Source organism: Glaciimonas sp. PCH181, assembly GCF_003056055.1.
Lineage (GTDB): Bacteria > Pseudomonadota > Gammaproteobacteria > Burkholderiales > Burkholderiaceae_D > Glaciimonas.
Window position 1 is genome coordinate 1,507,654 of record NZ_PYFP01000002.1, and the last position, 24,184, is coordinate 1,531,837.

The 24,184-nt window shown below is 51.8% G+C and carries 23 protein-coding genes and 1 pseudogene; 15 read left to right on the forward strand and 9 right to left on the reverse strand.

What is annotated here, in order from left to right:
• The first annotated feature begins 11 nt into the window (after positions 1-11).
• Together C7W93_RS20035 and C7W93_RS20040 are read left to right on the forward strand one after the other, a co-directional pair.
• Positions 12-1,571, forward strand: a complete 1,560-nt coding sequence (locus tag C7W93_RS20035) for a YifB family Mg chelatase-like AAA ATPase (RefSeq protein ID WP_108441991.1) — start codon at positions 12-14, stop codon at positions 1,569-1,571.
• Positions 1,572-2,131: 560 nt separating this feature from the next.
• Entirely contained in the window at positions 2,132-2,389 is a 258-nt protein-coding gene (locus C7W93_RS20040; protein ID WP_108441992.1) for a DUF3567 domain-containing protein, read from the forward strand.
• A 139-nt stretch (positions 2,390-2,528) separates the two neighbouring features.
• Here C7W93_RS20040 and C7W93_RS20045 read toward each other — a convergent pair whose 3' ends face one another.
• Positions 2,529-4,430 carry a potassium transporter Kup gene (locus tag C7W93_RS20045; protein WP_108441993.1) on the reverse strand — a complete coding sequence of 634 codons (1,902 nt, stop codon included), beginning with the start codon at positions 4,428-4,430 and terminating at the stop codon, positions 2,529-2,531.
• Between the two features lie 369 nt (positions 4,431-4,799).
• Positions 4,800-5,717, reverse strand: a complete 918-nt coding sequence (gene rsmI / locus C7W93_RS20050) for a 16S rRNA (cytidine(1402)-2'-O)-methyltransferase (RefSeq protein WP_108441994.1) — start codon at positions 5,715-5,717, stop codon at positions 4,800-4,802.
• 11 nt (positions 5,718-5,728) lie between these two features.
• Between rsmI and C7W93_RS20055 the strand changes: the two genes are divergently transcribed.
• The 5 genes from C7W93_RS20055 (at position 5,729) to C7W93_RS20075 (ending at position 9,451) form a co-directional block, all read left to right on the forward strand.
• Positions 5,729-6,877: a penicillin-binding protein activator gene (locus tag C7W93_RS20055; protein ID WP_108441995.1), complete on the forward strand. Its 1,149-nt coding sequence runs from the start codon at positions 5,729-5,731 to the stop codon at positions 6,875-6,877.
• 23 nt (positions 6,878-6,900) lie between these two features.
• Positions 6,901-7,314 carry a YraN family protein gene (locus C7W93_RS20060; protein WP_108441996.1) on the forward strand — a complete coding sequence of 138 codons (414 nt, stop codon included), beginning with the start codon at positions 6,901-6,903 and terminating at the stop codon, positions 7,312-7,314.
• Between the two features lie 103 nt (positions 7,315-7,417).
• Complete coding sequence (locus tag C7W93_RS20065) at positions 7,418-8,014, forward strand: phosphoheptose isomerase (RefSeq protein WP_108441997.1); 597 nt, start codon at positions 7,418-7,420, stop codon at positions 8,012-8,014.
• On the forward strand, positions 8,007-8,648 hold the full coding sequence (locus C7W93_RS20070; RefSeq protein WP_108441998.1) for a BON domain-containing protein: 642 nt from the start codon (positions 8,007-8,009) through the stop codon (positions 8,646-8,648). Before C7W93_RS20065 ends, C7W93_RS20070 begins: the two co-directional genes overlap by 8 nt.
• Positions 8,649-8,923: 275 nt before the next feature.
• The gene (locus tag C7W93_RS20075) at positions 8,924-9,451 is read left to right on the forward strand and encodes a peroxiredoxin (RefSeq protein ID WP_108441999.1); all 528 of its coding nucleotides are present in this window, start codon (positions 8,924-8,926) and stop codon (positions 9,449-9,451) included.
• Positions 9,452-9,542: 91 nt separating this feature from the next.
• Here the strand turns inward: C7W93_RS20075 and C7W93_RS20080 are convergent, their stop codons facing one another.
• Positions 9,543-10,055 carry a winged helix DNA-binding protein gene (locus C7W93_RS20080; protein WP_108442000.1) on the reverse strand — a complete coding sequence of 171 codons (513 nt, stop codon included), beginning with the start codon at positions 10,053-10,055 and terminating at the stop codon, positions 9,543-9,545.
• 372 nt (positions 10,056-10,427) lie between these two features.
• On the opposite strand from C7W93_RS20080, the gene pxpB reads away from it, so the two are divergent.
• The 5 genes from pxpB to C7W93_RS20105 all read left to right on the forward strand — a co-directional run bounded on the left by pxpB (position 10,428) and on the right by C7W93_RS20105 (position 14,850).
• On the forward strand, positions 10,428-11,108 hold the full coding sequence (pxpB, locus tag C7W93_RS20085; protein WP_108442245.1) for a 5-oxoprolinase subunit PxpB: 681 nt from the start codon (positions 10,428-10,430) through the stop codon (positions 11,106-11,108).
• Entirely contained in the window at positions 11,105-12,118 is a 1,014-nt protein-coding gene (locus tag C7W93_RS20090) for a biotin-dependent carboxyltransferase family protein (protein ID WP_108442001.1), read from the forward strand. The genes pxpB and C7W93_RS20090 overlap by 4 nt, the downstream gene beginning before the upstream one ends.
• A 97-nt stretch (positions 12,119-12,215) precedes the next feature.
• A complete protein-coding gene (gene pxpA, locus C7W93_RS20095) occupies positions 12,216-12,956 on the forward strand; it encodes a 5-oxoprolinase subunit PxpA (RefSeq protein ID WP_201747322.1) in 741 nt (246 codons plus the stop codon).
• A gap of 187 nt (positions 12,957-13,143) precedes the next feature.
• Complete coding sequence (locus C7W93_RS20100) at positions 13,144-13,890, forward strand: DUF969 domain-containing protein (protein WP_108442002.1); 747 nt, start codon at positions 13,144-13,146, stop codon at positions 13,888-13,890.
• A 3-nt stretch (positions 13,891-13,893) separates the two neighbouring features.
• Positions 13,894-14,850 (forward strand): DUF979 domain-containing protein, encoded by a 957-nt coding sequence (locus C7W93_RS20105; RefSeq protein WP_108442003.1) that lies wholly within the window; start codon positions 13,894-13,896, stop codon positions 14,848-14,850.
• A 146-nt stretch (positions 14,851-14,996) separates the two neighbouring features.
• Here C7W93_RS20105 and lipA read toward each other — a convergent pair whose 3' ends face one another.
• Positions 14,997-15,998, reverse strand: coding sequence for a lipoyl synthase (gene lipA / locus C7W93_RS20110; protein ID WP_108442247.1), 1,002 nt, complete (start codon positions 15,996-15,998; stop codon positions 14,997-14,999).
• A gap of 31 nt (positions 15,999-16,029) precedes the next feature.
• The gene (lipB, locus tag C7W93_RS20115; protein ID WP_108442004.1) at positions 16,030-16,674 is read right to left on the reverse strand and encodes a lipoyl(octanoyl) transferase LipB; all 645 of its coding nucleotides are present in this window, start codon (positions 16,672-16,674) and stop codon (positions 16,030-16,032) included.
• 321 nt (positions 16,675-16,995) lie between these two features.
• On the opposite strand from lipB, the gene pyrE reads away from it, so the two are divergent.
• Both pyrE and C7W93_RS20125 read left to right on the forward strand, forming a co-directional pair.
• Positions 16,996-17,661 carry an orotate phosphoribosyltransferase gene (pyrE, locus tag C7W93_RS20120; protein ID WP_108442005.1) on the forward strand — a complete coding sequence of 222 codons (666 nt, stop codon included), beginning with the start codon at positions 16,996-16,998 and terminating at the stop codon, positions 17,659-17,661.
• A 15-nt stretch (positions 17,662-17,676) separates the two neighbouring features.
• Positions 17,677-18,366, forward strand: coding sequence for a DUF4124 domain-containing protein (locus C7W93_RS20125; protein WP_108442006.1), 690 nt, complete (start codon positions 17,677-17,679; stop codon positions 18,364-18,366).
• A 210-nt stretch (positions 18,367-18,576) separates the two neighbouring features.
• Here C7W93_RS20125 and gatB read toward each other — a convergent pair whose 3' ends face one another.
• From gatB to gatC, 4 genes are all read right to left on the reverse strand, one after another.
• On the reverse strand, positions 18,577-20,040 hold the full coding sequence (gene gatB / locus C7W93_RS20130) for an Asp-tRNA(Asn)/Glu-tRNA(Gln) amidotransferase subunit GatB (protein ID WP_304598577.1): 1,464 nt from the start codon (positions 20,038-20,040) through the stop codon (positions 18,577-18,579).
• A gap of 63 nt (positions 20,041-20,103) precedes the next feature.
• A complete protein-coding gene (locus C7W93_RS20135; protein ID WP_108442008.1) occupies positions 20,104-20,625 on the reverse strand; it encodes a hypothetical protein in 522 nt (173 codons plus the stop codon).
• A 17-nt stretch (positions 20,626-20,642) separates the two neighbouring features.
• Positions 20,643-22,109, reverse strand: a complete 1,467-nt coding sequence (gatA, locus tag C7W93_RS20140) for an Asp-tRNA(Asn)/Glu-tRNA(Gln) amidotransferase subunit GatA (RefSeq protein WP_108442009.1) — start codon at positions 22,107-22,109, stop codon at positions 20,643-20,645.
• A 339-nt stretch (positions 22,110-22,448) separates the two neighbouring features.
• Complete coding sequence (gene gatC / locus C7W93_RS20145) at positions 22,449-22,751, reverse strand: Asp-tRNA(Asn)/Glu-tRNA(Gln) amidotransferase subunit GatC (RefSeq protein ID WP_108442248.1); 303 nt, start codon at positions 22,749-22,751, stop codon at positions 22,449-22,451.
• Positions 22,752-23,137: 386 nt separating this feature from the next.
• Between gatC and C7W93_RS20150 the strand changes: the two are divergent.
• Positions 23,138-24,182, forward strand: a pseudogene (locus tag C7W93_RS20150) (rod shape-determining protein).
• Positions 24,183-24,184 lie beyond the last annotated feature (2 nt).

A 24,184-nucleotide genomic window follows, 5' to 3' on the forward strand; every position in this document is an offset into this window, starting at 1 on the left:
CGGCAACACCCATGACGTTGGCAGTATTAAAAAGCCGGGCGCTTGCAGGGATGCAAGCCCCGGAAGTAACGGTTGAAGTTCACCTCGCAAACGGATTGCCTTCTTTTACGATTGTTGGATTGCCGGAAACCGAGGTCAAGGAATCAAAAGACCGGGTCCGTGCAGCGCTTCAAAATGCGCTTTTTGAATTTCCCTCCCGAAGAATTACCGTCAATCTGGCACCCGCCGATTTACCCAAAGAATCGGGACGTTTTGATCTGCCGATTGCGCTTGGCATACTTGCCGCATCGGGCCAGATGCCAGCCGATCAGCTAGACCAATACGAATTTGCTGGCGAACTATCGTTGTCAGGCGAGTTGCGTCCGATCCGCGGGGCATTGGCAATGACGTTTGCGATGACCCGACCGGCGATCACTGCCCCTAATAGCGTTGAAAACGATCTGGCGTATCCACAGAAAAAACAGCGCGCATTTATTTTGCCGCGTCAAAATGCCGATGAGGCCGCGCTGGTCACCGATGCGGCGATTTTCCCGGCCGATTCTTTGCTGCATGTCTGCGCGCATTTCTCTGCAAAAGAGCCAAATGAAAGATTAGTACGCCACATCGCCACGCCGCAAATAAAACCCCCTTGTTACCTCGATTTCAGCGATGTAAAAGGGCAGTTGCAGGCTAAACGTGCACTTGAAGTCGCCGCCGCTGGTGGCCATAGCGCGTTGCTGATTGGGCCTCCCGGTACCGGAAAATCCATGTTGGCGACGCGCTTTGCAGGGATTTTGCCGCCGATGACGGATCAGGAAGCATTGGAATCGGCAGCGGTGCAATCGCTGACCAGCGGTTTTTCCAGCAGTAGTTGGAAAGTACGTCCCTATCGCGCACCCCATCACACTGCCTCTGGTGTGGCGCTGGTTGGTGGCGGCGGTACACCTCGCCCCGGTGAAATTTCATTAGCGCATCGCGGCGTGCTGTTTTTAGACGAATTGCCTGAATTTGACCGACGTGTTTTAGAGGTATTGCGTGAGCCACTAGAATCTGGCCGCATCACCATTTCACGTGCTGCGCGGCAGGCCGATTTTCCCGCCTGTTTTCAGTTAATCGCGGCGATGAACCCCTGTCCCTGCGGCTATCTCGGTCACGTGGCTAATAAGTGCCGCTGTACCCCAGACAACATCGGACGCTATCAAGACAAAATTTCCGGCCCCTTATTAGACCGCATCGATATGCAAATCCAAGTCGGATCATTGCGCCATGATGAATTAAAAAAACAGGCTGACGGTGAGTCATCCAGCCACATCGCTGAGCGCGTCGGCCATGCGTACGCGATTCAGCTAGCCCGGCAAGGCAAAAGCAACAATGCGCTATCGACGACCGATATCGATGCTTATTGCAAAGCAGATGCTGAGGGAGAAAAGTTGTTGCAGACGGCAATGACGCATCTGAACTGGTCGGCTCGTGGTTATCATCGCGTACTGAAAATTGCCCGGACGATTGCCGATCTCGCCGCCAGCGAGGGAATCGTCAAGGCGCATGTTGCCGAAGCAATTCAGTATCGCCGGGCGCTGCGTGAAAAATAATTGTGGTCGACTGGTGAAATAAGCCGGTCGACCACAAAATATCCGATGCGGCAGAGCGCGTCATGTCATTCTTGGCACGCGGCATCATTACGCATACGAGATTTCGGTAGATTTGCGGGGATATTTTGAAAAGCGTGACGGAGATATATAAATGCGCTAATCGCAATGCTATGTTGAAGTTATTATTATTTAGATAATTTTATAGGATTATTTATGTGATGCCGATTCACCTATAACGTGGAATTGGCCCGTGAAAAGAGACACGCTGCATGAATCATTCATTATTTTTAAATAGCAGAATGGCGAGTGTGAAGTTTGATGAAGCGAAATGGGTTTGTGTTGCTTGTCACATTTGGTTGCAATTGACGTTAACGTTTCACATTAATTGCGTGACAAAAATGCGCTTAGGCGTACTATAGAAAGCAATAGGTCGTAGCTGAGCAACTTTTAAATGATTCTTTTGACCTGGCAAAAAAGGAGCAAATCAGAATATTTACGCTAGCTGGCTTGAAAACTGCTTATCGATCATCACCTTCTGTCTAACTTTACAGGGAGCGCATATGAACCTGATCTACAACAGTGACCAGTACAGCGTCGTCGAATTTGGAGCCGATGAACAACGAGAAGCGCTACGCTTTGGCGGCTACGAAATTGTCGATAAATCATTCAAACGGGAAATTTTTATTGCTGGTGCGCTTGCAGAGTTTTTTCGACAAGGTGTTGAAGAACTAATTGCTTCCGAGCCAAGTATTGAAGACATTGATGCTTTTCTTGGTAATTACGATGCCTTGATGAGCCAGCCGGTAACGCTGCAATAAGAACGCGTTTAGCGTACCGAAGAACGTAACATTCTTTGTTCGATTTTATGTGTTATGCAGTATAAAAAAGGAGCCATTGGCTCCTTTTTTATTATCTTAACTTAAGCATTCACGCTTAAATCAACCGTCAATCCAATGTTTAAATCTCAACTTTGGTTCCCAATTCAACTACGCGATTGACGGGGATATGGAAGAAGTCCGATGGCTTTGCGCCATTGGCATACATCCATGCGAATAACTTTTCTCTCCATAGCCACATCCCCGGCAACTTGCTCGGCACGATCGTATCGCGGGCCAGGAAGAAAGACGTATCCATCAAATCGAATTCGTGACCGAATTGTTTATTGGTCAGGTTCATCACCGTATTGACGTCCGGTGCTTCTTTGAAGCCAAAAGCTGCGCGTAGCAGATAGACCTCGCCGCCCATTTCTTTCAAGGTCAGCCGCTTATTGTCATCAACGTAGGGAATGTCCCAGATACTGATTTTCAGGAAGAAAACGCGTTTATGCAAAATACGATTGTGCTTGAGGTTATGCAGCATCGCCACCGGCACAGTCGCCACGTTACCTGTCAAAAATACCGCAGTGCCATCAACGCGATGCGGTGGATGGGCTAGCAAGCCTTCAATAAACGGCGCCAGCGGGATACCCTCATCCTGACTGCGTTCACGCAGCAGCATGCGCCCTGAATACCAGGTAATCAGCAAGAAGAACGAGACCACCCCAAGCAAGATCGTGAACCAGCCGCCATCTGGAATCTTCATCAGATTTGCTGCAAAGAAGCCGAAATCGACGATAAAGAACGCGCCGATAATCAGCGCGACTAAGATTGGGTTCCATTTCCATACGGTGCGCATGACGACCGCTGCCAAAATCGTCGTGATAAGCATCGTTGCCGTTACCGCCACGCCATACGCCGCGGCGAGATTATCTGACTTTTTGAAAGACAGCACTACCGCGACAACTAATATCAGTAACATCCAGTTAATGACCGGGATATAGATTTGGCCGCGCTCATCTTCAGACGTATGCAAAATGCGCATGCGTGGGACGAAGCCGAGAAGAATTGCCTGACTGGTCAGGGAGAAAGCGCCGGAAATAACCGCCTGAGAAGCGATTACCGTCGCAAAGGTCGACAGAATCACCATTGGTATTAGCAATTGGTCTGGCACCATCAGATAAAAAGGATTCGATACGGCGGAAGGATTGACGATCAAATTTGCGCCCTGACCGAAGTAACACAGCATCAGGCATGGCATGACGGTATATAACCAGGCAAAACGAATTGGTCTTATCCCAAAATGCCCCATGTCGGCGTACAGCGCTTCTACCCCGGTCAATACCAACACAACAGAGCCGAGCACGACAAATGCCAATTGGGCGTGCATCACCATAAAGTGGAAGGCGTAGTAGGGATTGATTGCCGCCAGAATTTCCGGGGCTTTGACGATGTTGTAAACGCCTAGCAGACCTAACGATAGGAACCAAACGAGCATGACCGGGCCGAACATTTTGCCAACGATTGAGGTGCCGTGACGCTGAATCAAAAACAGCGCAATGATGATCGCTACGGTCAGTGGAATGACGTAATGCGACAGTGCAGGGGTGGCAATTTCCAGCCCTTCAACTGCAGATAACACTGAGATAGCAGGGGTAATCACCACATCGCCGTAAAACATACAGGCGCCGAACACGCCCAGCATCATGATCCATTTGGCCCAGCGCGAGCCGCTTTTTGCTGTCCGTAAAGCCAGCGCCATCAAAGCCAGAACACCGCCTTCGCCATTATTATCGGCACGCATCACGAAATAAATATATTTCAGCGTCACCACGATCATGATGGCCCAAAACAGCATCGAAATAATCCCCATCACTGCTGACGAGGAGAACGGAATACCGTGCTCGGGGCTAAAACTCTCTTTTAGTGCATACAGGGGGCTGGTGCCGATATCGCCGAACACTACGCCCAGCGCCCCCAAAGTAATGACATGCAGACGCTTAGAGGTGAAGGGGGTTTTGTCGCGACCTTGCGGATTGCTCATGATTTCTTTCTTATCTAGTATCCCGACAGGTGAATGGACATCGATGTTTCCACCGCGCCAAAAACCTGCCCGCTGCTTGTTTTGCAAATCAATTTATTGCTGACGCACCGCACAATTTGGCGGATTTTACCCTCGAACCGACACACCATCTAGCGATGGCTGAGAAGCGTTGCGAAAATACGTCGTTAATAACCTTGTTTCTTGCTGCGATTTAATTTTGGGGTATTTTAAGAGACCAGAATGCCTGGTAGAGGGACGAAATTGTCGTTGTTAAACTGATACTTTGTATATTACGACAATCCCAACGTGTGTTGCGGCAATTTGTAGTCGCGCGGCACTAAGTTAATAATCAGGCATATAAAGACCGTCTCACTGCGCGGCATCTTGCTCCGCTTTTAATACCAATGCCCGGTCATATAAGGCATTTTTCTTTTGTCCGCTGATCTGGGCCGCCAGCGCCGCAGCCTGTTTCACCGATAGTTCAGCCAGCAAAATTTTCAGAATCCGGTCGCCTTCAGCGCCATCGTCGACCGCAACTGGCGGAGAATCGATCAGGATCACAAACTCGCCTTTCTGTCGCATTGGGTCTGCCGCCAGCCACGCCGGAGCCTCTGTCAGAGCGCAGCGATGGACGGTCTCAAACAATTTCGTTAATTCACGTGCCAGCACGATTTGTCGCGTCGGGCCGAATGCTTGTAGCAAGGCATCCACGGTTTCCACAATCCGATGCGGTGCTTCATAAAAAATCAGTGTGGCGGAAACGCTGTCTAAACTTGCCAATACCGTTTCACGCTGGCGCGCTTTGCTCGGCAAAAAGCCAACAAACTGGAATTGATCGTTTAAAAGGCCACTAACAGATAAAGCAGCAATCGCCGCCGATGCACCCGGCAAAGGCAGGGCGCGCAAGCCTGCTTTTAGCACGGCATCGACGATCCTTGCGCCCGGATCTGACACGGCGGGCGTTCCGGCATCGGAGACCAGCGCGATGCGTTCACCGGCTTGTAATCGGGCAACGATCTTTTCGGCGACTTCATGCTCATTATGTTGATGCGCGGCTATTAAGGGCTTGGAAACCCCGTAACGATGCAGTAAATGCGCAGTATTTCGGGTGTCCTCGCAAGCGATGGCGTCCACCAGCGACAGCACATGCAGCGCCCGCAAGCTTATATCGCAGACATTCCCGATTGGGGTGGCAAGCACATATAATGTCGACATTGGATATGTTTGCAGACCCACCTCCGACAAAATCGGTAAGGTAAGAAGGTTGCTGGCAGATTGATCAGTCATGGGAGCTATAAATGTTATTCAAGTGGGCAAGACCGTGGATGCTGGTACTGGCGGGCGTCATGTTGCACGGATTGTGCCCCGCTGCGCTGGCAAATACAACCGTTGTCGAACCGGTTGCCAATGATATTGGCGATGGTCGCATCCCGTTGGCGAGCGTCGCATTATTATTACCGACCCGTTCAGGACCTTTGGGCAGTGCAGCCGATGCTCTGCGCAGCGGTTTTCTGGCGGCGTATGAGCGCAATAAAAACGGTCTCGCGATCAGCGTCATCGAAGCCCCTGATACCCCGGCGGACATGCTCGCTGCCTATCTTGCCGCAAGTCAGAAATTTGATATTTTGATCGGCCCGTTATCGCGCACCGGTATCACCGCCATTGTGCAAAGCGGCAAGATCACCAAGCCGACGATTGCGCTGACGCAGCCGGATTTGCCCTCGGATCACGAGGCTGCATTGCCACAGTTGTTATTACCTATCGGTTTATCCATTGAGACTGAAGCGCGTCAGGTGGCCGATTGGATGAGCGCGGAACGCGGTCCGGGTAAAGTATTTGTCGTTGCGACGAACGTCAGTTGGCAGAAACGCGTTGCCAATGCATTTGCGCAGCAAGCCGCTAACGTTGGCATGCAGGCGGATGTGATGCTGTTGAGTATGGCGCAAGGGGTTGCCAATCCCGGCGCGCTGGATCAACTCAAGCAACGTATACAAACAGAGAATCCTTCTGCCTTGTTTGTCGCGCTCACGGCAGATCAGGCGTTGCAAGTGCGCAGCGCGGTCGGTGCCGATACGCCGATGTATGGGATTTCGCAATTGAACTCAGTCGGCAAGGATGACAGTAATCGGCTGGCAGGATTGGATGGCGTGCGTTTATTGGATATTCCGTGGCTGTTAATGGCGGATAAACCGTCGATGATGGCCTATCCGCGTCAGGCCAGCGGCGCTACGGGTGCATCGAACCCCGATCTGGCGCGGTTGTATGCGCTGGGAATCGATGCATACAATGTGACGCGGCAGATCGCAGCACGCAATCCGGCGTTTCAAATCAATGGCGCGACCGGCAAGCTGAATGTCGGTTTCGGTGTCGGCACGCCTGCTTTCGATCGTGCAGAAACTACCGCTGTCTATGAAAACGGTGTTGCTGTGCCGCTTGATGGTCGCTAAGCAAAGCGTCACGATGAAGATTTATGAAGATTTTTAATGCGCTTCCGTTTCGCTCATTGCTGCCAGAACGCCGTAGCGCGCGTCAGATCAGTGGGCAGTTGGCGGAAGACGCGGCATTAGACTATTTACAGCAGCGGAAATTAAAGCTTGTCGAGCGCAATTTCGGCTGCAAAGGTGGCGAAATCGATTTGATTATGTTGGACAATACCGGCGTGACGGACGCTTCAGCGTCGCTGGTGTTTGTCGAAGTCCGACAGCGCGCCAACCAGCGTCACGGTGGCGCGGCGGCGAGCGTTACACCCACCAAACAACGGCGGTTGATTATTGCCGCACAGCATTTTCTGCGGCGTTACCGGCAACCTCCAGCTTGCCGTTTTGATGTCATCGCAATCGATGGAGATGTCACAGAATGGATAAAAAACGCGTTCGATGCGTGAGGTTTTACACTGCACCCTTCCCGGCAAATTTCGCGACACACCAAAAGCGGCCATGCAATGCGCAATCTGCTACCCTATTTAACTCTTTTATAAACAGCCCATCATGATCAATCAACGTATCCTGGCGCATTTTCAAGAAAGCGCCGAACTCAAATCCAACGCTGCGGCAGAATTAGTGCAACCAATTGCAGCTGCAGTGGAACTAATGTTTTCTGCGTTGTCGAATGGAAACAAGATTCTTTGTTGCGGCAACGGCGGCTCTGCAGCCGACAGTCAACATTTTGCGGCTGAACTGGTAGGACGATTTGAACGTGAACGCTTGCCATTGCCAGCAATGGCGCTGACGACTGACACTTCGATTATTACCGCGATCGCAAATGATTACAGTTACAACGAAATTTTCTCTAAACAAGTGCAGGCGTTTGGACAAGCGGGCGATGTGCTGCTGGCATTTACGACATCCGGCAATTCGGCCAACATTCTGGCGGCGATCGATGTAGCGTTAGAGCGCGATATGCGTGTAGTAGCGTTGACCGGTAAAGGCGGCGGCGCGATGAACCAAAGATTGACCGACGCAGATGTGCATATCTGTGTGCCGCATGATCGGACCGCGCGCATTCAGGAAGTTCACCTGCTGACTATTCACTGCTTATGCGACGGCATCGATGTCGCTTTATTTGGAGGAGATGTGAATGATTAGTGTACAAAGTCGTTGGAATACGTTGAAACGCCCATTGGCAACCGTGGCATTATGCGGCGCGGTGGTAATGAGTCTGGGCGGTTGTGTCGGTTTGTTGTTGGGCGGCGCGGTTGTGGGCGGGTTTGCTGCCACAGACCGACGTACATTGGGTGCACAAACCGATGACAAAACCATTGCGCTTAAAGGTGAAGCACGGCTTCCCGGTGTCGTCGGCGATCCTAGCCATATCAATGTCACCAGTTTCAATCGTAAAGTTCTGCTAACCGGTGAAGTACGCGACGAAGCGGCTAAAGCTGCTGCAGAGCAAGAAGCTAAAAGCATCGAAGGCGTGCATGGCGTAGTCAATGAGCTAGCCATCGGCGATCCTTCCAGCTTCTCGCAACGTTCTAACGATACGTTCATCACTAGCAAGGTCAAAGCATCGCTGCTAGACGCCAAAGATGTTTTTGGCAACGCGGTTAAAGTGGTCACAGAACGCGGGAATGTGTATTTGATGGGGCGCGCTACTGAACGTGAAGCAAGCCGCGCAGCAGAAATCGCAGCAGGCGTTAGCGGCGTACAAAAAGTCGTTAAAGTGTTCGACTACATGACTGAAGATGAGTTGACGCAACTATCGACTGCACCACGGCAGTAAGCAGCAAAGAAAATCAGGCTGATTTGATGGCGTGGTTCTCTTGATAATTATTTAGCCGCTGGGATATTTATTTATCCGGCGGCTATTTTTGCGATGGCGAAGTGTGGTTTGCTCGACACGGCTGCTTTTGGCGATCATTCCGCCGTTGTGCTTGAATTTGAACACGAAGGGTTTGCAATAGTTGTTGAGTTGTTAATGTAAACAAGTCATCCAGCAAAGCTGCAAACAGATGATTATAATAAGGGTCTTCTTAGCCTGATCCGTATGGGATATTTATGCAAACTGACGTAAATGCAGCACCACGCAAGCGACTTTGGATAAAGCTCGCTGTCGTGATTGTTGCAGTGGCGATAGGCGCGTTTGCGACGCTGTCTTTTTCCCATAAAAGTCCTGCGCCGGATGTCAGCTTCACCAATCTTCAAGGCGAGAAGGTCTCGCTGAAAAGTCTGCGTGGTAAGGTTGTCATGGTCAATTTTTGGGCTACCAGCTGCACGACTTGCGTTGGTGAAATGCCGAAAATGATCGAAACCTATAATAAATACAAGGCACAGGGATTAGATTTTGTCGCGGTCGCGATGAGTTACGATCCACCGAATTACGTGGTTAATTTTGCGCAGACGCGCAGTCTGCCGTTTCAAGTTGCGCTGGATACCAACGACAAGCTAGCCCAATCGTTCGGCGATGTAAAACTAACGCCAACCACTTTTGTCATCGACAAAAAGGGCAACATTATTAAGCGTTATGTCGGCGAGCCGGCTTTTGCTGAATTGCATCAATTGCTGGATAAGGCGCTGGCTGCCTGATCGGCGGTAACGCTTAAAGAAAAAGCGCAGGGGATTTTCCCTTGCGCTTTTTTTATTCTAAAACGTCATTTGAGTCGCGCCATTGCCTTATTCAGCGCGAGGTTGCTGCCCGTGATGCGGTATCGTACAAACCGGAAGCAGTGCGCAATAATTTAGCCGTCTCACTCAGACTCTGATTGGACAGGCCGGTATCCGCCAGCACGGCGATCAGACACTCTTCGCGCACCTCGCGATACGCCCGAGCCAGTGCATAGCCTTTTTCGGTGGCAGAGAAAAACGCCTCTTTTCCGACCTTCTCACTTTTCACAAAGCCCGTTTTTACCAGCTTCTTCAGCGCGTAACTGGCAACGTGCGTATCCTCAATGTTCAGGACAAAGCAAATGTCGGCCAATTTCTTTTTTCGTTCGCGATGACAAACGTGATGCAACAAAGACACCTCTACCGGCGTCATATCTTTTACACCGGCCGCTGACATACAGCGCGCCATCCATCGATTAAATGCATTGCCCGCAATAATTAGCGCATATTCAAGCTCAGATAACTCGGCGCTAGTGTCCGACGCCAAGTGGGACGAAGACAATATTTGGGAAGGAGTATCGCTCATGTGCATCCTCAGTGCGCCTGCAAAGACGCTAAACGGTATTTTTAAAATGTGGTCGTACGCGCATCCAGCGTTATTTCTGGCGGTTTTGCCAGCAGTTAAATAGCTTCACATGCGCGTTTCTGTCGAGGCGCATCTCGCTAAATAGACGTGTAATCCGCAATAAATGCACTTGCTTCGAGAAACCGCATCAGTATAACGCCAACGTTCCAGATGTATTTTGAAAACTATTTACGTACAATTTATTGACATTTTGTTTTTGATGGCTGATATTGCAGTCTACTTTAGGGAATATCGTTTGAGTCGGTAAAACCGGCCGAGACCATCTAATACCCACCATTTATTGCGCCCGGTGTGCAGAGAGAAATGCGTGCGATGACGGATTTAAAGCAACCGCAAGCCCCAAGTCGGGTAGAAATTCAGCCCCTAGGCGAGGGCGCGCTGGTATTGACCGCCGGATCGGCTGCTACATTAGCCTGCCAACAACGGCTTTGGGCGATTGCCGCCAAGGCAACACAATGGCCGCATATCCTGGATGTTGTCCCCGGTATGAACAATCTGACCATCCTGTTTGATCCATTGTTTGCCGATGCAGACGGCTTGTCCGACAAATTACTCAGTGCCTGGGAGCGGACCGCCGCGATCCCCAAAAACGGGCGTCAAATTGATATTCCAGTGATTTATGGCGGCGCTGGCGGGCCAGATCTGGTTGTCGTTGCCGAACACACTGGTTTTTCGATTGCAGAGATTATCGAGCGCCACACCGCAGCGGATTACATTGTCTATTTTCTGGGTTTTCAACCCGGCTTCGCCTACATGGGCGGGCTCGATCCCTTATTAGCCACTCCCCGCCGCAGCGAGCCTCGTTTAGTCGTGCCAGCTGGTTCCGTCGGTATCGGCGGCAGCCAAACGGCGGTTTATCCGGCAGCCTCTCCGGGCGGCTGGCAATTAATCGGCCATACCGCCGTGCGCTTGTTTGATCCATTGGGGCTGCCGCCGACATTGCTTCAGCCCGGCGACCGGGTGCGCTTTGTGGCAAGCGAGGTCTTGTCATGATCGATATCATCCGCGCTGGACGCATGACCTCGGTACAAGATATGGGCCGCAACGGTTTTCGGCATCTGGGCATTTGTCAGGCTGGCGCGCTGGACCGGATGGCATTGGCAATCTCAAATAAATTAGTCGGTAATCCCATCGATGCTGCGGCACTGGAAATTACGCTCGGCCCTTGTGTTTTCCGTTTTACAGCGGATACCCGGATTGCTTTGGGCGGTGCCGATTTTGCGGCGATGCTGGATGAAAAACGCATCTGGCCGTGGTGGAGTATTCCTGTACGCGCAGGTCAGACTCTGACGTTAGAAGCGCCTCGCCACGGCATGCGGACTTACGTTGCAATTGCTGGTGGTATCGATGCCGCGGTGCAGCTTGGTTCACGTGCCACCGATATGGCGGCGGGGTTTGGCGGGCATCGCGGTCGTGCGCTGCTGGAAGGCGATCGGCTGCAAACGGTTGCGCCCGATCTGGCCGCGCTCGCATCGACGATACGGTGCGCACGTTCATTTGGCGTGCATGCGCCCGATTGGTACAGCATCGATGCCGAGTCACGCGCCGCGCAGCCGCTGCCAATTCGGGTGATTCCCGGCCCCGAATACGCCCAGTTCACGATCGCCGCGCAACGCGCCTTTTGGCGCAGTGCATGGACACTGACGCCGCAAAGTAATCGCATGGGTTTTCGGTTGTCCGGTCCGGAGCTGAAAGCGAAAAAGAGCGCCGATACGCTGAGTGCCAACATGGCGTCACACGGGGTTTTCCCCGGCATCATTCAAGTCCCGCCAGCAGGCCAGCCGATTGTGTTGATGGCAGACGCGCAGACCACTGGCGGCTATCCAAAAATTGGGGTCGTCATCGCAGCGGATATCGCCAAGCTTGCGCAACTTCGTTTTAACCGAACGCTGCAATTTGTTGAATGCGATGTTGAACAGGCGCGTCAGGAGTTGATTAACGACACGGCCTATCTGGAACAAATTGATCTGGCGATGACATGGCTGCGTCCGGCCAAAAAATAAAAGGACGACCGTGAAAAAGACAAAAAAAGAGATCGAATTGGCGGCTGTCCTACCGAGCTCGCAGGCACTTGAATCAAGCAAGAATGGTAGCCTTACCATCGACTTGAATGCCGACCTCGGCGAAGGTGGTGTCAGCGATCAGGCGCTGCTTGGCCTGATCAGCTCCGCTAATATTGCCTGCGGCTGGCATGCAGGTCGTGCATTTCTGATGCAACAAACGGTCGCCTGGGCAGTCCAGCATGGCGTTGCCATTGGCGCGCATCCTAGCTTTCCTGATCGCGACAATTTCGGCCGTACCGAAATGAACTTACCGCCCGAGGAAATCTATAGCGGCATGTTGTATCAGATAGGCGCGTTGGCGGGGATTGCCGAAGCGCAAGGCGCAAAACTTGCCCACGTAAAACCCCATGGCGCACTCTACAACCAAGCTGCGCGCGACCCAAAACTGGCCGACGTCATCGTCGCTGCGGTGCGGGATTTTAATCCTTCGCTAGCCTTGTATGGTCTGGCTAACAGCGCGCTGATTGACGCCGCCAGACGCGTCGGCTTGACGGCTATCCAGGAAGTATTTGCCGATCGCGGATATAACGCCGATGGCACGCTGGTAAAGCGCGGCACACCCGGCGCGATGATCGACGATGCTGATCAGGCACTGGCGCAAACCATGAGCATGGTGCGCGATAGCCGGGTGCAGGCGATCGATGGCAGTTGGGTTCCTTTGATAGCGCACTCGGTTTGCTTGCACGGTGATGGCGCACATGCGTTGGCGTTCGCCCAACGTATTCGCGCGCATCTTACCCAAGAAGGCATTATCGTCGCGGCTCCCGGCAGCTCGTAGACGTCATTCTGGCTGGGTAATTTACATTTAGACCGGGTCATTTGGCGCTGTTCTTTTTACTAAAGGATGCATTCGCAGAAGCACCTGTGAGAAAAAATTGACGCATTCCGTCTACGTTAAAGTGGCATTAACTAGCCCTGCATAGTATCCGTTATCCACCAAAAAATAATCAAATACTGGAGATCAAATGCACCCTGTTATCAATCTGTGGCCGCTCATCGGCGTCCTGGTCATCATTCTCGGTTTTGTACTGCGGTTTAATCCGATGTTGGTCGTGGCCGCCGCCGCTATCGTCACCGGCCTCGCCGCGCAGTTTCCTATCGAGCAGGTGTTGGCAGAAATCGGCACCGGCTTTATCAAGACACGCAATCTGCCACTCATTATTTTGCTACCGTTAGCCATCATTGGATTACTGGAACGTCACGGTTTGCGCTTGCATGCGCAAAACTGGATTGGGCGCATCAAGTCAGCCACTGCCGGTCGGCTGCTGATCGTCTATCTGGCGGCACGTGAATTAACGGCATCGATCGGTTTGACCAGTCTGGGCGGCCATCCGCAAATGGTGCGACCGTTACTGGCACCGATGACCGAAGGTGCGGCTGAAACGCGCTATGGCAAACTGACCGATGCGGTTCGTTACAAGTTGCGCGCTTACGCTGCGGCGACCGATAACGTTGGTCTGTTTTTTGGCGAAGATATTTTCGTGGCCTTTGGCGCGATTGTGCTGATGTCGACTTTTCTGCATGAAGCCGGGATTGATGTCGAACCGCTGCATATTGCGCTGTGGGGAATCCCAACGGCGATCTCGGCCTTCATTATTCACGGCTACCGATTATCGCGATTGGATGCTGCATTGGATCGCGAGATGGGCTACAAAATCGGAACCGTTGCAGCAGACTCCGCAGCGGGCACCATCAACAAGGCGGGGGATTAAGCGATGATACTTTCCGTCACCTATCTTTACTATCTCGTCGGCGCGACTCTGGCCATTACCGCCATCATGACGTTGCGGGATAGCAGCAATCCCCGGCGCTGGTCCAGCGGCTTATTCTGGGGCTTGTTTGCAACGGCCTTTTTAATCGGTGACCGTTTGCCGCCAGCACTGGTCGGCGCGGGTGTGATTCTGATGGCGCTGATCGCCGGTTTAGGACGCGTTGGCGCAGGCAAACATGTCGAGCTTTCAGATAAATCCCGGCGCGCCAGTGCCGGTCGTCTCGGCAACAAATTGTTTATTCCTGCACTCGCCATTCCGCTCGTCACCGTGATCGGCACGGTGGTGCTGCACAACGTCAAAATTGGCGACAGTTTTTTGCTCGATCCAAAAAATACCACGCTGGTCAGTCTTGGCGTCGGCTGTATCGTTGCACTCGGTCTGGCCTGTTGGCTAACTAACGACACACCCGCGCAATCAATGCGTGAATCACGTCGATTGACCGAGGCACTGGGATGGGCAGTCGTATTGCCGCAGATGTTGGGGATGCTGGGATTAGTGTTTTCAGATGCGGGCGTTGGCAAGGCGGTCGCCCATCTGACAACGGCCTATATCAACATGGACTACAAATTCGTCGCGGTGATGGTCTACGTATTTGGAATGGCGCTATTTACGGTAGTAATGGGAAATGGCTTTGCCGCGTTTCCGGTGATGGCGGGCGGCGTTGGTGTGCCGGTATTGGTCGGCATATACGGCGCGAATCCGGCAGTGATGGCCTCAATCGGCATGTTTTCCGGCTATTGCGGCACGCTAATGACACCGATGGCGGCAAACTTCAATATTGTGCCCGCAGCATTGCTGGAATTGCCAGACCGAAACGCGGTCATCAAAGCACAACTGCCCACGGCCCTCACGTTGCTGGTGGTGAATGTGTTTCTTTTGTATTTTTTGATGAACTGGTAAGCGTGTAAATTTAATGTAGGACGCGTCAGCGTAAAAAAGGCGATCTTTTAAGATCGCCTTTTTTCAAAGTGACGTTTGACCTATGTGACGAGTATAGGGGGAACTGAATTCACAATTCTCACTTGCTTACATTCGGTCCCAGCGTACTAATTTTTTACCGCAGCCAACACATCATGCGCCTGCTCATCCGCGTGATACGAACTGCGCACCATCGCGCCGACTGCCGCGTGGACGAAGCCCATTTTGTACGCTTCTTCTTCGTACATTTTAAAAGTATCAGGATGCACGTAGCGACGTACCGGCAAGTGGTTGCCGCTTGGCATCAGGTATTGGCCGATGGTCAGCATGTCTACGTCATGCGCACGTAAATCACGCATTACTTGCAAGACTTCTTCATCGGTTTCGCCCAGACCGACCATGATCCCGGATTTGGTTGGTACGCGTGGATGCAGTGCTTTAAAGCGTTTGAGCAGATTTAGCGAGTATTCATAATCTGATCCCGGACGCGCTTCTTTGTACAGGCGCGGTGCGGTTTCCAGATTGTGATTCATTACATCCGGTGGCGCTGCGTTAAGGATTTCCAGTGCGCGGTCCATGCGGCCACGGAAATCCGGTGTCAGGATTTCAATTCTGGTATTCGGCGACAATTCGCGCACACGACGAATACATTCAGCGAAATGTGCCGCACCGCCATCGCGCAAATCATCGCGGTCAACGCTGGTGATGACGACATAGCTCAACCGTAGTTCGGCGATGGTTTTTGCCAGATTTTCTGGTTCATTGACATCCAATGGGTCGGGCCGACCATGACCGACATCGCAGAATGGGCAGCGACGAGTACATTTGTCGCCCATGATCATGAAGGTTGCCGTGCCCTTACCGAAACATTCACCGATGTTCGGGCAACTGGCTTCTTCGCAGACCGTCACCAGATTATTAGCGCGCAGAATGTCTTTTATTTCGTAGAAACGGGTCGATGGCGACGCCGCCTTGACGCGAATCCAGTCAGGTTTTTTCAGGCGCTCAATCGGGATAATCTTGATTGGAATACGCGCAGTCTTGCTAGCCCCCTTTTGTTTCTCTAGCGGGTTGTAGGGTGTAGGAGTAGCAAATTCAATCGGGTGCAGCGGAGTAGTTTCGGTTGTCATGGTGTAAGCAATGTTTGGTGGTGAAGCATCATCAACTAAGGCGTCCAATCAGGTTGTGAGCAAGTGCTAACTGCACGGCAGGCAACGCCGCATCAACGCCTAGCATTTTCATATCGACAGTCGCCAGGCCTTCGTAGCCGCAAGGATTGATCCAGGAAAATGGCCCCAAATCCATTGCAACATTCAGTGAAACCCCGTGATACGTGCAACCGCTGGCGCGAATTTTCAAGCCGAGCGCCGCGATCTTGGCGCCTTGCCATGGACCTTCTGCTATATAAATACCGGGTGCGCCGGACTTGCGCTCACCGGCAAGATTATACGCCGCGAGCGTCTCAATCACCGCCTGCTCGATGGTATGCACAAATTCACGGGCAAATAAGCGGGTTTCGGTGCGCTTGCGACGCAGGTCTATGAGTAAATAAATGACGACCTGACCGGGGCCGTGATACGTGACTTCACCGCCGCGATCGGTCTGAATGACCGGTATATCGTGCGGTGCTAGTACGTGGCTAAGATCGGCAGCAAGCCCCAGCGTAAAGACCGGGGGATGCTCAACTATCCACAATTGATCGGGCGTGTCGGGCGTGCGGGCATCGGTGAAGGCGCGCATAGCGTCAAAACTGACGTGATACTGCTCAATGCCACGCTGAATAATTTCGGGGGAGGAGGACGACATAGGCACTAGTGTACCGAAAATTGTTACTATCGGGGCGTCGCAGGCGTTCTAACCTGCTCAACGCGAGTATTCACCAAAACCTTCCACTAAGCCATGAAATCCGACAATTCCACTCGTGCGACGGCTATCGGGGCGTTTGTCAGGGATACAAGTTGCATCGCAGCATGAAATGTTGCAGGTGGGCACGGTGCTTGCAATTGCCTCTGCTTCAGATTGGAACTCCATTTAAAATGGCGGTAAAGTGTCGTTTTTGAGTAGAAAGCGACACAATTTGTCATAATTCATTATCTTATTGATCATATTTATCGCCTGGAACCTATTTTGAACAATTTACGTCAAGAATTTATTGCTTTTTCTGTTGCATCCGGTGTTTTGCGATTTGGTGAGTTCGTGACCAAGGCTGGACGGACCTCGCCTTACTTTTTTAATGCCGGTTTGTTTAATCAAGGCGCAACGCTGGCGCAGTTATCGCAGTTTTATGCGCGTACTTTGCTGGATTCGGGCGTCGAGTTCGACATGCTGTTCGGCCCCGCCTACAAAGGCATCACACTGGCCTCGGCAACCGCGATGGCGATGGCAGCCGAAGGCCGTAACGTGGCGTTTGCGTATAACCGCAAGGAAGCCAAGGATCACGGCGAAGGCGGCACCATCGTCGGCGCCAAGTTGCAAGGCCGGGTAGTGATTATCGATGACGTGATTTCGGCCGGCACTTCGGTGCGTGAATCGGTCGCGATGATCCGTGCAGCCGGTGCCACGCCTTGCGCGGTATTGATTGCGCTGGATCGGATGGAGCGTTCCGGCAAGGATGACGCACTTTCGGCGCAATCCGCAGTGGAAGAAGTGGGGCGTGAATTCGGTCTGCCAGTGATTTCGATAGGCAATTTGAACGATTTGCTGACGTATATCTCCAGCGTTGGTGCAGACCCGCAATTGGCGCAATACAAAGACGCCGTGGCGGCATATCGGGCGCGGTACGGAGTGAATTAATGTGTGGTGAGGCGCATGGATTTGGGCGGAAAAAAACAATTGATACTGGATTTGATGCCGCGCGTCACAGGCGTGTTTGTCTTGTCTTGGGCCACCTCTTTTTCGCTCGTGGTTATTTTTGTCGTGCCGTTACCCGCACGCAGTCAGATTTATTCCTGCAAGGATGCTGCCGGGCGGACGATTAGTTCTGATCGTCCGATGCCTGAATGCGCCGATCGCGTGATCCGCGAGCTCAGCAAGACCGGGGTACTCAAACGGGAGATTCCTGCGCCACTGACGCCAGAGCAAAGACGCCAGTCGCAACTGGAAAAAGAAAAGCGCCGGATCGCTGCCGCCGCGATAGAAGAGCAACGCCAGCAGGATAGAGCCTTGTTGGCGCGCTATCGGAATGAGAGCGATATTGAGGCGTCGCGTCGCTACTATCTCGGCTTATCGCAGGATACGATAAAGCGGGATCAGGATTGGATAGCCGACGCAGAAAAACAGTTAAAAGAAGCGCAAGCCGAGACTGAATTTTATAAGAATAAAAAAATTCCGACGGATGTTCTGGCGAGAATTGAAGAGGCCAGGCGGGTACTGGAAGAGGGCAAGACAAATATGCGTTCGCACCAGAAGGATATGGTCGACACGAACGCCAAATTTGATCTGACGCTGGCTCGCTATCGCGGGTTGAGTCGTCCTCAGTCGGCTGTTACCAGCCGCTAAGCGGTGGACGAATTCACGGCACGAATTGGTCATAGTCCGATACGTTAATCAGATGGATTAACGACCCCAACCGTTAATAAAGTTGATTCCATTAGATCGCGGTTGCTAATAACCGACAACAATCGACGGAAAATACACATCATCAAACACCATCTTTTCAGATATTTATTTCCCGTCGATTAGTACAATAGTAATACCGATTTTTATCGGTTAGCCACCCAGTTTTTGCTTTAACAACTCGGTCAGCTGTGCCGGATTGGCTTTGCCTTTACTGGCTTTCATGGCTTGGCCGATCAACGCGTTGAATGCTTTTTCTTTGCCTGCGCGGAATTCTTCGACGGATTTTGCGTTGGCTGCCAATACCTCATCAATGATTTTTTCCAACGCACCGCTGTCGGAAATCTGCTTCAATCCCTTGCTTTCGATGATCTCGTCAGCCAACGTATCTTGTGCAGCCTTGGCTTCCCACATCGCGGCAAATACTTCTTTCGCTATCTTGTTAGAAATAGTGCCGTCGGCGATGCGCTGTAGCAGCAATCCAAATTGGATCGGATTGACCGGCGCGGCGCTGATGTCGACGCCTTCACGGTTTAATGTCGATGAAAAATCGCCCATCAACCAGTTCGCGGCGGGCTTGGCCTGCTCCGCGCCTGTTTTGACGACTACGGCCTCGAAATAAGCGGCCATCGCTTGCGATTGGGTCAAGACAACAGCATCGTATTCCGACAACGCATAGTCACGTACAAACCGACTACGCATCGCGCCCGGCAATTCCGGCATCGTTGCACGGACCCGCTCGACCCATTCAGGGCTGATCACCAGTGGCGGCAAATCTGGATCCGGGAAGTAGCGGTAATCTTGCGAATCTTCCTTGCTGCGCATCGAACGCGTTTCTTTTTTGTCCGGATCGTAGAGGCGCGTTTCCTGACGAATTGTGCCACCGTCTTCCAGCGTTTCGATTTGATTTTGAACTTCGTAATTGATGGCTTCTTCGAGGAAACGGAACGAGTTCAAGTTCTTTACTTCGCGGCGCGTGCCGTATTCCTTTTGACCCACTGGACGCACGGAAACATTGGCGTCGCAACGGAAAGAACCTTCTTGCATATTGCCGTCGGAAATCCCTAGCCACATCACCAATGCGTGCAGGGCTTTGGCGTAGGCGACCGCTTCGGCTGCGCTTCGCATATCCGGTTCAGTGACGATTTCCAAGAGCGGCGTGCCGGCACGATTCAAGTCAATGCCGGTCATGCCCTGATAGTCTTCGTGCAGCGATTTACCGGCGTCTTCTTCCAGATGCGCACGGGTTAATTGGACTGAGCGGATTTCACTCTTGCCGTCTTTTTCCAGAATGAATGAGACCTTGCCGCCTTGCACGACGGGGATTTCAAACTGACTGATTTGGTAACCTTTTGGCAAATCAGGATAGAAGTAATTTTTACGCGCAAAAATCGATTGCGCAGCGATGACCGCGTCGACCGCCAGACCAAACCGAATAGCGCGTTCTACAGCGCCGCGATTGAGTACCGGCAAAACGCCGGGTAACGCCAGATCCACTGGGCTGGCCTGTGTATTCGGCTCTGCCCCGAATTGGGTTGATGAGCCACTAAAAATTTTAGATTTGGTCGATAGCTGTGCATGCGTTTCCAGACCGATCACGACTTCCCACTGCATAATTTCCTCGCTTATTTTTTAGGGTCGGATGCCGCGAATTGTGTGCAATTCAGCCGCATCGATGCTTCATTTATCTTCGTAAAGACAGGTGCCGGTTTTTACATTCACCGACAACGTCGTAAAATTTGGCCTTGAGCCGCACAATGCCGGGCAGGTCGGTTCGATGTGTAAAGTATCGCCATCGCGTTGCAAACGGATGCTGCAATTTTTTCCATGATTGTAGAAGTCAAAACCGCGTCGCGCCCGCGCTGCAACCGGATCTTTCAAGCTGACGCGCCAGCTATCTTTATCGCTACCTTCTAATACCTCAGCGACCGGTTCGTCGCTTTCATCTACGCTGCAATCGAAGCCGTGGGTCGGACGATATTGGTCTGACTCCCAGCGAAACGCTTGCACCTTGTTGCCATCCAGATTGATTTCGCCACCGTCGGAATAAATCACTTTTTCACCACCTTCATCGCGGGTCACGTTGCAACTAAATTTAGTCTGCAACTGTTGCGCATTTGCCGGTGCGGATAACGCTGACATGGCTAGCAGAGCTAACGCAGTCGGCAGGCACCGCGATAAAAAAATGTGGATTGCGCGCATGATTTTTTTCTTAAAGGTTAGCCCGGTGTACGCAGATGCCAGTCGGTCACGCGCTGATATTGATGTGCCACGTTGAGTAGTTTGGCTTCATCAAAATAACTACCGATGATTTGCAAGCCGACCGGACGTCGTGCATTTTTTTCGCCCTGACCGAAGCCGCAAGGAATTGACATTCCAGGCAAGCCAGCGAGACTGGTAGAGAGCGTATAAATATCGGCCAGATAGTTGGCGACCGGGTCGTCGGCTTTCGCGCCTAAATCCCATGCCACGGTCGGCGATACCGGTCCCATGATGACATCGCACAGACGGTTCGGACCAGTCAGCGCAGTCTGAAAATCTTGTGCGATCAGGCGACGAATTTTTTGCGCCTGTAAATAATAAGCATCGTAATAACCATGCGACAAAACATACGCGCCAACTAAAATCCGACGTTTAACTTCTTCGCCAAATCCCTCAGCCCGTGACTTTTGATACATGTCGGCGAGGTCTTTGTAATCGGCAGCGCGATGACCGTAACGGACACCGTCGAAGCGACTCAGATTTGAGGATGCTTCGGCCGGTGCAATCACGTAATACACGGGAATCGACAACTCAGTTTTAGGCAACGAAATATCGACTAACACTGCGCCCAGTTTTTCATATTCACGCAGTGCTTCGCGTACTGCTTGCTCAACGTCAGGTGCCAGACCGCTGCTGAAATATTCGCGAGGAATCCCAATCCGCAAACCTTTAATATCGTTATTCAGGTCGCGTGTGTAGTCTTCTTTCGGGCGTTCAAGACAGGTTGAATCGCGCGGATCAAAACCGATCATGGCGTTGAGCAAAAGTGCGCAATCTTCCGCAGTTTGTGCGATCGGGCCAGCCTGATCCAATGACGATGCAAACGCAATCATACCGAAGCGCGAGACGCTGCCGTAGGTCGGCTTGATGCCAGTGACGCCGCATAACGAAGCGGGTTGACGAATCGATCCGCCGGTGTCCGTGGCAGTCGCAGCAGGGGTCAAGCGGGCAGCCACCGCCGCCGCCGAACCACCGGATGAACCGCCTGGAATCGCGGTCTTATCCCAAGGATTTTTGACCGGACCGAAATAGGAATTTTCGTTCGATGAACCCATCGCAAATTCATCGCAATTCAGCTTGCCCAAATGCACCATACCGGCATCTTTAAAATGCGATACCACGGTGGCGTCAAACGGGCTGATGTAATTTTCCAGCATTTTCGAACCAGCAGTCGAGCGCCAGTCCTGCGTGACAAAAATATCCTTGTGTGCAATCGGTAATCCGGTCAACGGCGTGCTGTTATTTTGTGCCAGACGCTGATCTGCGGCCTGCGCTTGTTGCAACGTTAATTCTTGATCAACATGCAAAAAAGCATTCAGATCGCTTTGCTTGATGCGCGCTAGAAATTCGGTTGCCAGTTCCACGGAAGAGATTTTCTTTTCGTGTAACAACGTTGATAGTTGCTTAAGAGTTTTTGTATGCATGGGATAAGCTTGTCGAGTAAAAGTAAGACTTACGCAAAAGCGGCCCGGCGGCGTGATAACTCATCTGGCCGCGCCGCCTGTCGTCGAAGGCGGGTTGGCTTGCCGAAACACTTTTGCGTAAGTCCTACACTAAGGACGGGTTGACTATTTCTCTCGCAATTCAGATCACGGTGAACGGGATTCTAAAGAGATTGCAAATAGCGCATTTATCTGAAAGTAATTGCTTCGATGTATCTTTTTCGTTCCAATGCCATTGCTATGCTTTAAATATAATGAGACGGCGCAACAAAATTATTGAATTAATTGCGCAACAACTGTCTTATATTTCTGTTGAGCAAGTTATTCGATCACTTTTGGCACTAAATAGAGGCCATCCTCGGTTGCCGGGGCCGAACGTTGGTAATCTTCGCGACGATTGGCTTCAGTGACGACATCGTCGCGCAGGCGCAGCGAAAGATCGGCCTGTAGCGCGGCGATAGGATGACTTAAAGGTTCGATACCGGTGGTATCAACAGCGCGTAACTGCTCAACTAAAGAGAAAATACCGTTAAGTTTGTCCAGCGTCGCCGTGGCTTGATCTTCTGTGAGTTCAAGGCGTGCAAGATTGGCAATGCGTTTAACGTCGGAAAGGGCTAATGACATGTTTTTGGGTGGCGCTAAAGGGCGCAGCTTAAAGTGTTGTGTGAAATGCTCTAATGTCGGTAAAAACTTGTTAAAGCTTTGTAAAAGGCAACCATTTCTAGCCTTTTGCTGATCAATCTGGTTCAAATTATAAGGTAGAATGTCGGGTCCATGCCGCATGTCGCAGAAGTACGGCTTTAAAAATCGCAGTATCTGACCAGAGTCCGCAAGTTGCAAATGCTTGTTGCCAATAGTGATGCCACTATTGCATCGCTGTAAATTGCAATAAGTATCACTATTGGATGGTGTCAGGCCGCAGGTTTTTAAAGAACGCTGAAGCTGCCCATGTGCACTAGATACCCCCTATAAAACGCTTAGCGCACCATTGTTGCGCATCAGGACAATTCATGTTTGGATTTTTACGTAGTTACTTTTCGAACGATCTGGCGATTGATCTGGGGACCGCGAATACGCTTATATACGTACGTGACAAGGGCATTGTTCTCGACGAGCCTTCAGTTGTCGCCATCCGCCAGCAAGGCGGACCTAATGGCAAAAAAAACAATTCAGGCAGTAGGCAGAGAAGCCAAGCAAATGCTGGGCAAGGTTCCCGGCAATATCGAGGCGATTCGCCCTATGAAAGACGGCGTCATTGCCGATTTCACCGTCACCGAGCAAATGCTCAAGCAGTTCATCCGTATGGTGCACGACACCAAGATGTTCAGACCCTCGCCACGCATCATCATCTGTGTTCCTTGCGGCTCGACCCAGGTAGAACGCCGTGCAATTCGTGAGTCAGCGCTTGGCGCCGGTGCTTCTCAGGTATTTTTGATCGAAGAACCAATGGCCGCCGCAATCGGTGCCGGTTTGCCGGTCTCGGACGCAACCGGTTCAATGGTGGTCGATATCGGCGGCGGTACAACCGAAGTCGGCATTATCTCGCTGGGCGGCATGGTCTACAAAGGCTCGGTACGAGTCGGTGGCGACAAGTTCGACGAAGCCATCGTCAACTATATCCGTCGTAACTACGGCATGCTGATCGGTGAGCAAACTGCAGAAGCGATCAAGAAAGCCATCGGTTCTGCTTTCCCGGGTTCGGAAGTCAAGGAAATGGAAGTCAAGGGACGCAATCTGTCGGAAGGTATTCCACGTTCGTTCACTATCTCCAGCAATGAAATTCTGGAAGCGCTGACTGATCCGCTGAACAATATTGTCTCGGCAGTCAAAAATGCGCTTGAGCAAACGCCGCCTGAGCTTGGTGCCGACATCGCAGAAAAAGGCATGATGCTGACCGGCGGTGGCGCGTTACTGCGCGATCTGGATCGTTTGTTGATGGAAGAGACCGGCTTACCAGTAATCGTCGCTGAAGACCCACTGACCTGCGTGGTGCGCGGTTCCGGCATGGCGCTGGAACGAATGGACAAGCTAGGTTCGATTTTCTCTTACGAGTAATT

Excerpts from the sequence above, each read along its gene's own strand:
- C7W93_RS20035 (WP_108441991.1), top strand. The coding sequence starts at position 12 with ATGACGTTGGCAGTATTAAAAAGCCGGGCGCTTGCAGGGATGCAAGCC.
- C7W93_RS20040 (WP_108441992.1), top strand. The coding sequence starts at position 2,132 with ATGAACCTGATCTACAACAGTGACCAGTACAGCGTCGTCGAATTTGGA.
- C7W93_RS20045 (WP_108441993.1), bottom strand. The coding sequence starts at position 4,430 with ATGAGCAATCCGCAAGGTCGCGACAAAACCCCCTTCACCTCTAAGCGT.
- rsmI (WP_108441994.1), bottom strand. The coding sequence starts at position 5,717 with ATGACTGATCAATCTGCCAGCAACCTTCTTACCTTACCGATTTTGTCG.
- C7W93_RS20055 (WP_108441995.1), top strand. The coding sequence starts at position 5,729 with ATGTTATTCAAGTGGGCAAGACCGTGGATGCTGGTACTGGCGGGCGTC.
- C7W93_RS20060 (WP_108441996.1), top strand. The coding sequence starts at position 6,901 with ATGAAGATTTTTAATGCGCTTCCGTTTCGCTCATTGCTGCCAGAACGC.
- C7W93_RS20065 (WP_108441997.1), top strand. The coding sequence starts at position 7,418 with ATGATCAATCAACGTATCCTGGCGCATTTTCAAGAAAGCGCCGAACTC.
- C7W93_RS20070 (WP_108441998.1), top strand. The coding sequence starts at position 8,007 with ATGATTAGTGTACAAAGTCGTTGGAATACGTTGAAACGCCCATTGGCA.
- C7W93_RS20075 (WP_108441999.1), top strand. The coding sequence starts at position 8,924 with ATGCAAACTGACGTAAATGCAGCACCACGCAAGCGACTTTGGATAAAG.
- C7W93_RS20080 (WP_108442000.1), bottom strand. The coding sequence starts at position 10,055 with ATGAGCGATACTCCTTCCCAAATATTGTCTTCGTCCCACTTGGCGTCG.
- pxpB (WP_108442245.1), top strand. The coding sequence starts at position 10,428 with ATGACGGATTTAAAGCAACCGCAAGCCCCAAGTCGGGTAGAAATTCAG.
- C7W93_RS20090 (WP_108442001.1), top strand. The coding sequence starts at position 11,105 with ATGATCGATATCATCCGCGCTGGACGCATGACCTCGGTACAAGATATG.
- C7W93_RS20100 (WP_108442002.1), top strand. The coding sequence starts at position 13,144 with ATGCACCCTGTTATCAATCTGTGGCCGCTCATCGGCGTCCTGGTCATC.
- C7W93_RS20105 (WP_108442003.1), top strand. The coding sequence starts at position 13,894 with ATGATACTTTCCGTCACCTATCTTTACTATCTCGTCGGCGCGACTCTG.
- lipA (WP_108442247.1), bottom strand. The coding sequence starts at position 15,998 with ATGACAACCGAAACTACTCCGCTGCACCCGATTGAATTTGCTACTCCT.
- lipB (WP_108442004.1), bottom strand. The coding sequence starts at position 16,674 with ATGTCGTCCTCCTCCCCCGAAATTATTCAGCGTGGCATTGAGCAGTAT.
- C7W93_RS20125 (WP_108442006.1), top strand. The coding sequence starts at position 17,677 with ATGGATTTGGGCGGAAAAAAACAATTGATACTGGATTTGATGCCGCGC.
- C7W93_RS20135 (WP_108442008.1), bottom strand. The coding sequence starts at position 20,625 with ATGCGCGCAATCCACATTTTTTTATCGCGGTGCCTGCCGACTGCGTTA.
- gatA (WP_108442009.1), bottom strand. The coding sequence starts at position 22,109 with ATGCATACAAAAACTCTTAAGCAACTATCAACGTTGTTACACGAAAAG.
- gatC (WP_108442248.1), bottom strand. The coding sequence starts at position 22,751 with ATGTCATTAGCCCTTTCCGACGTTAAACGCATTGCCAATCTTGCACGC.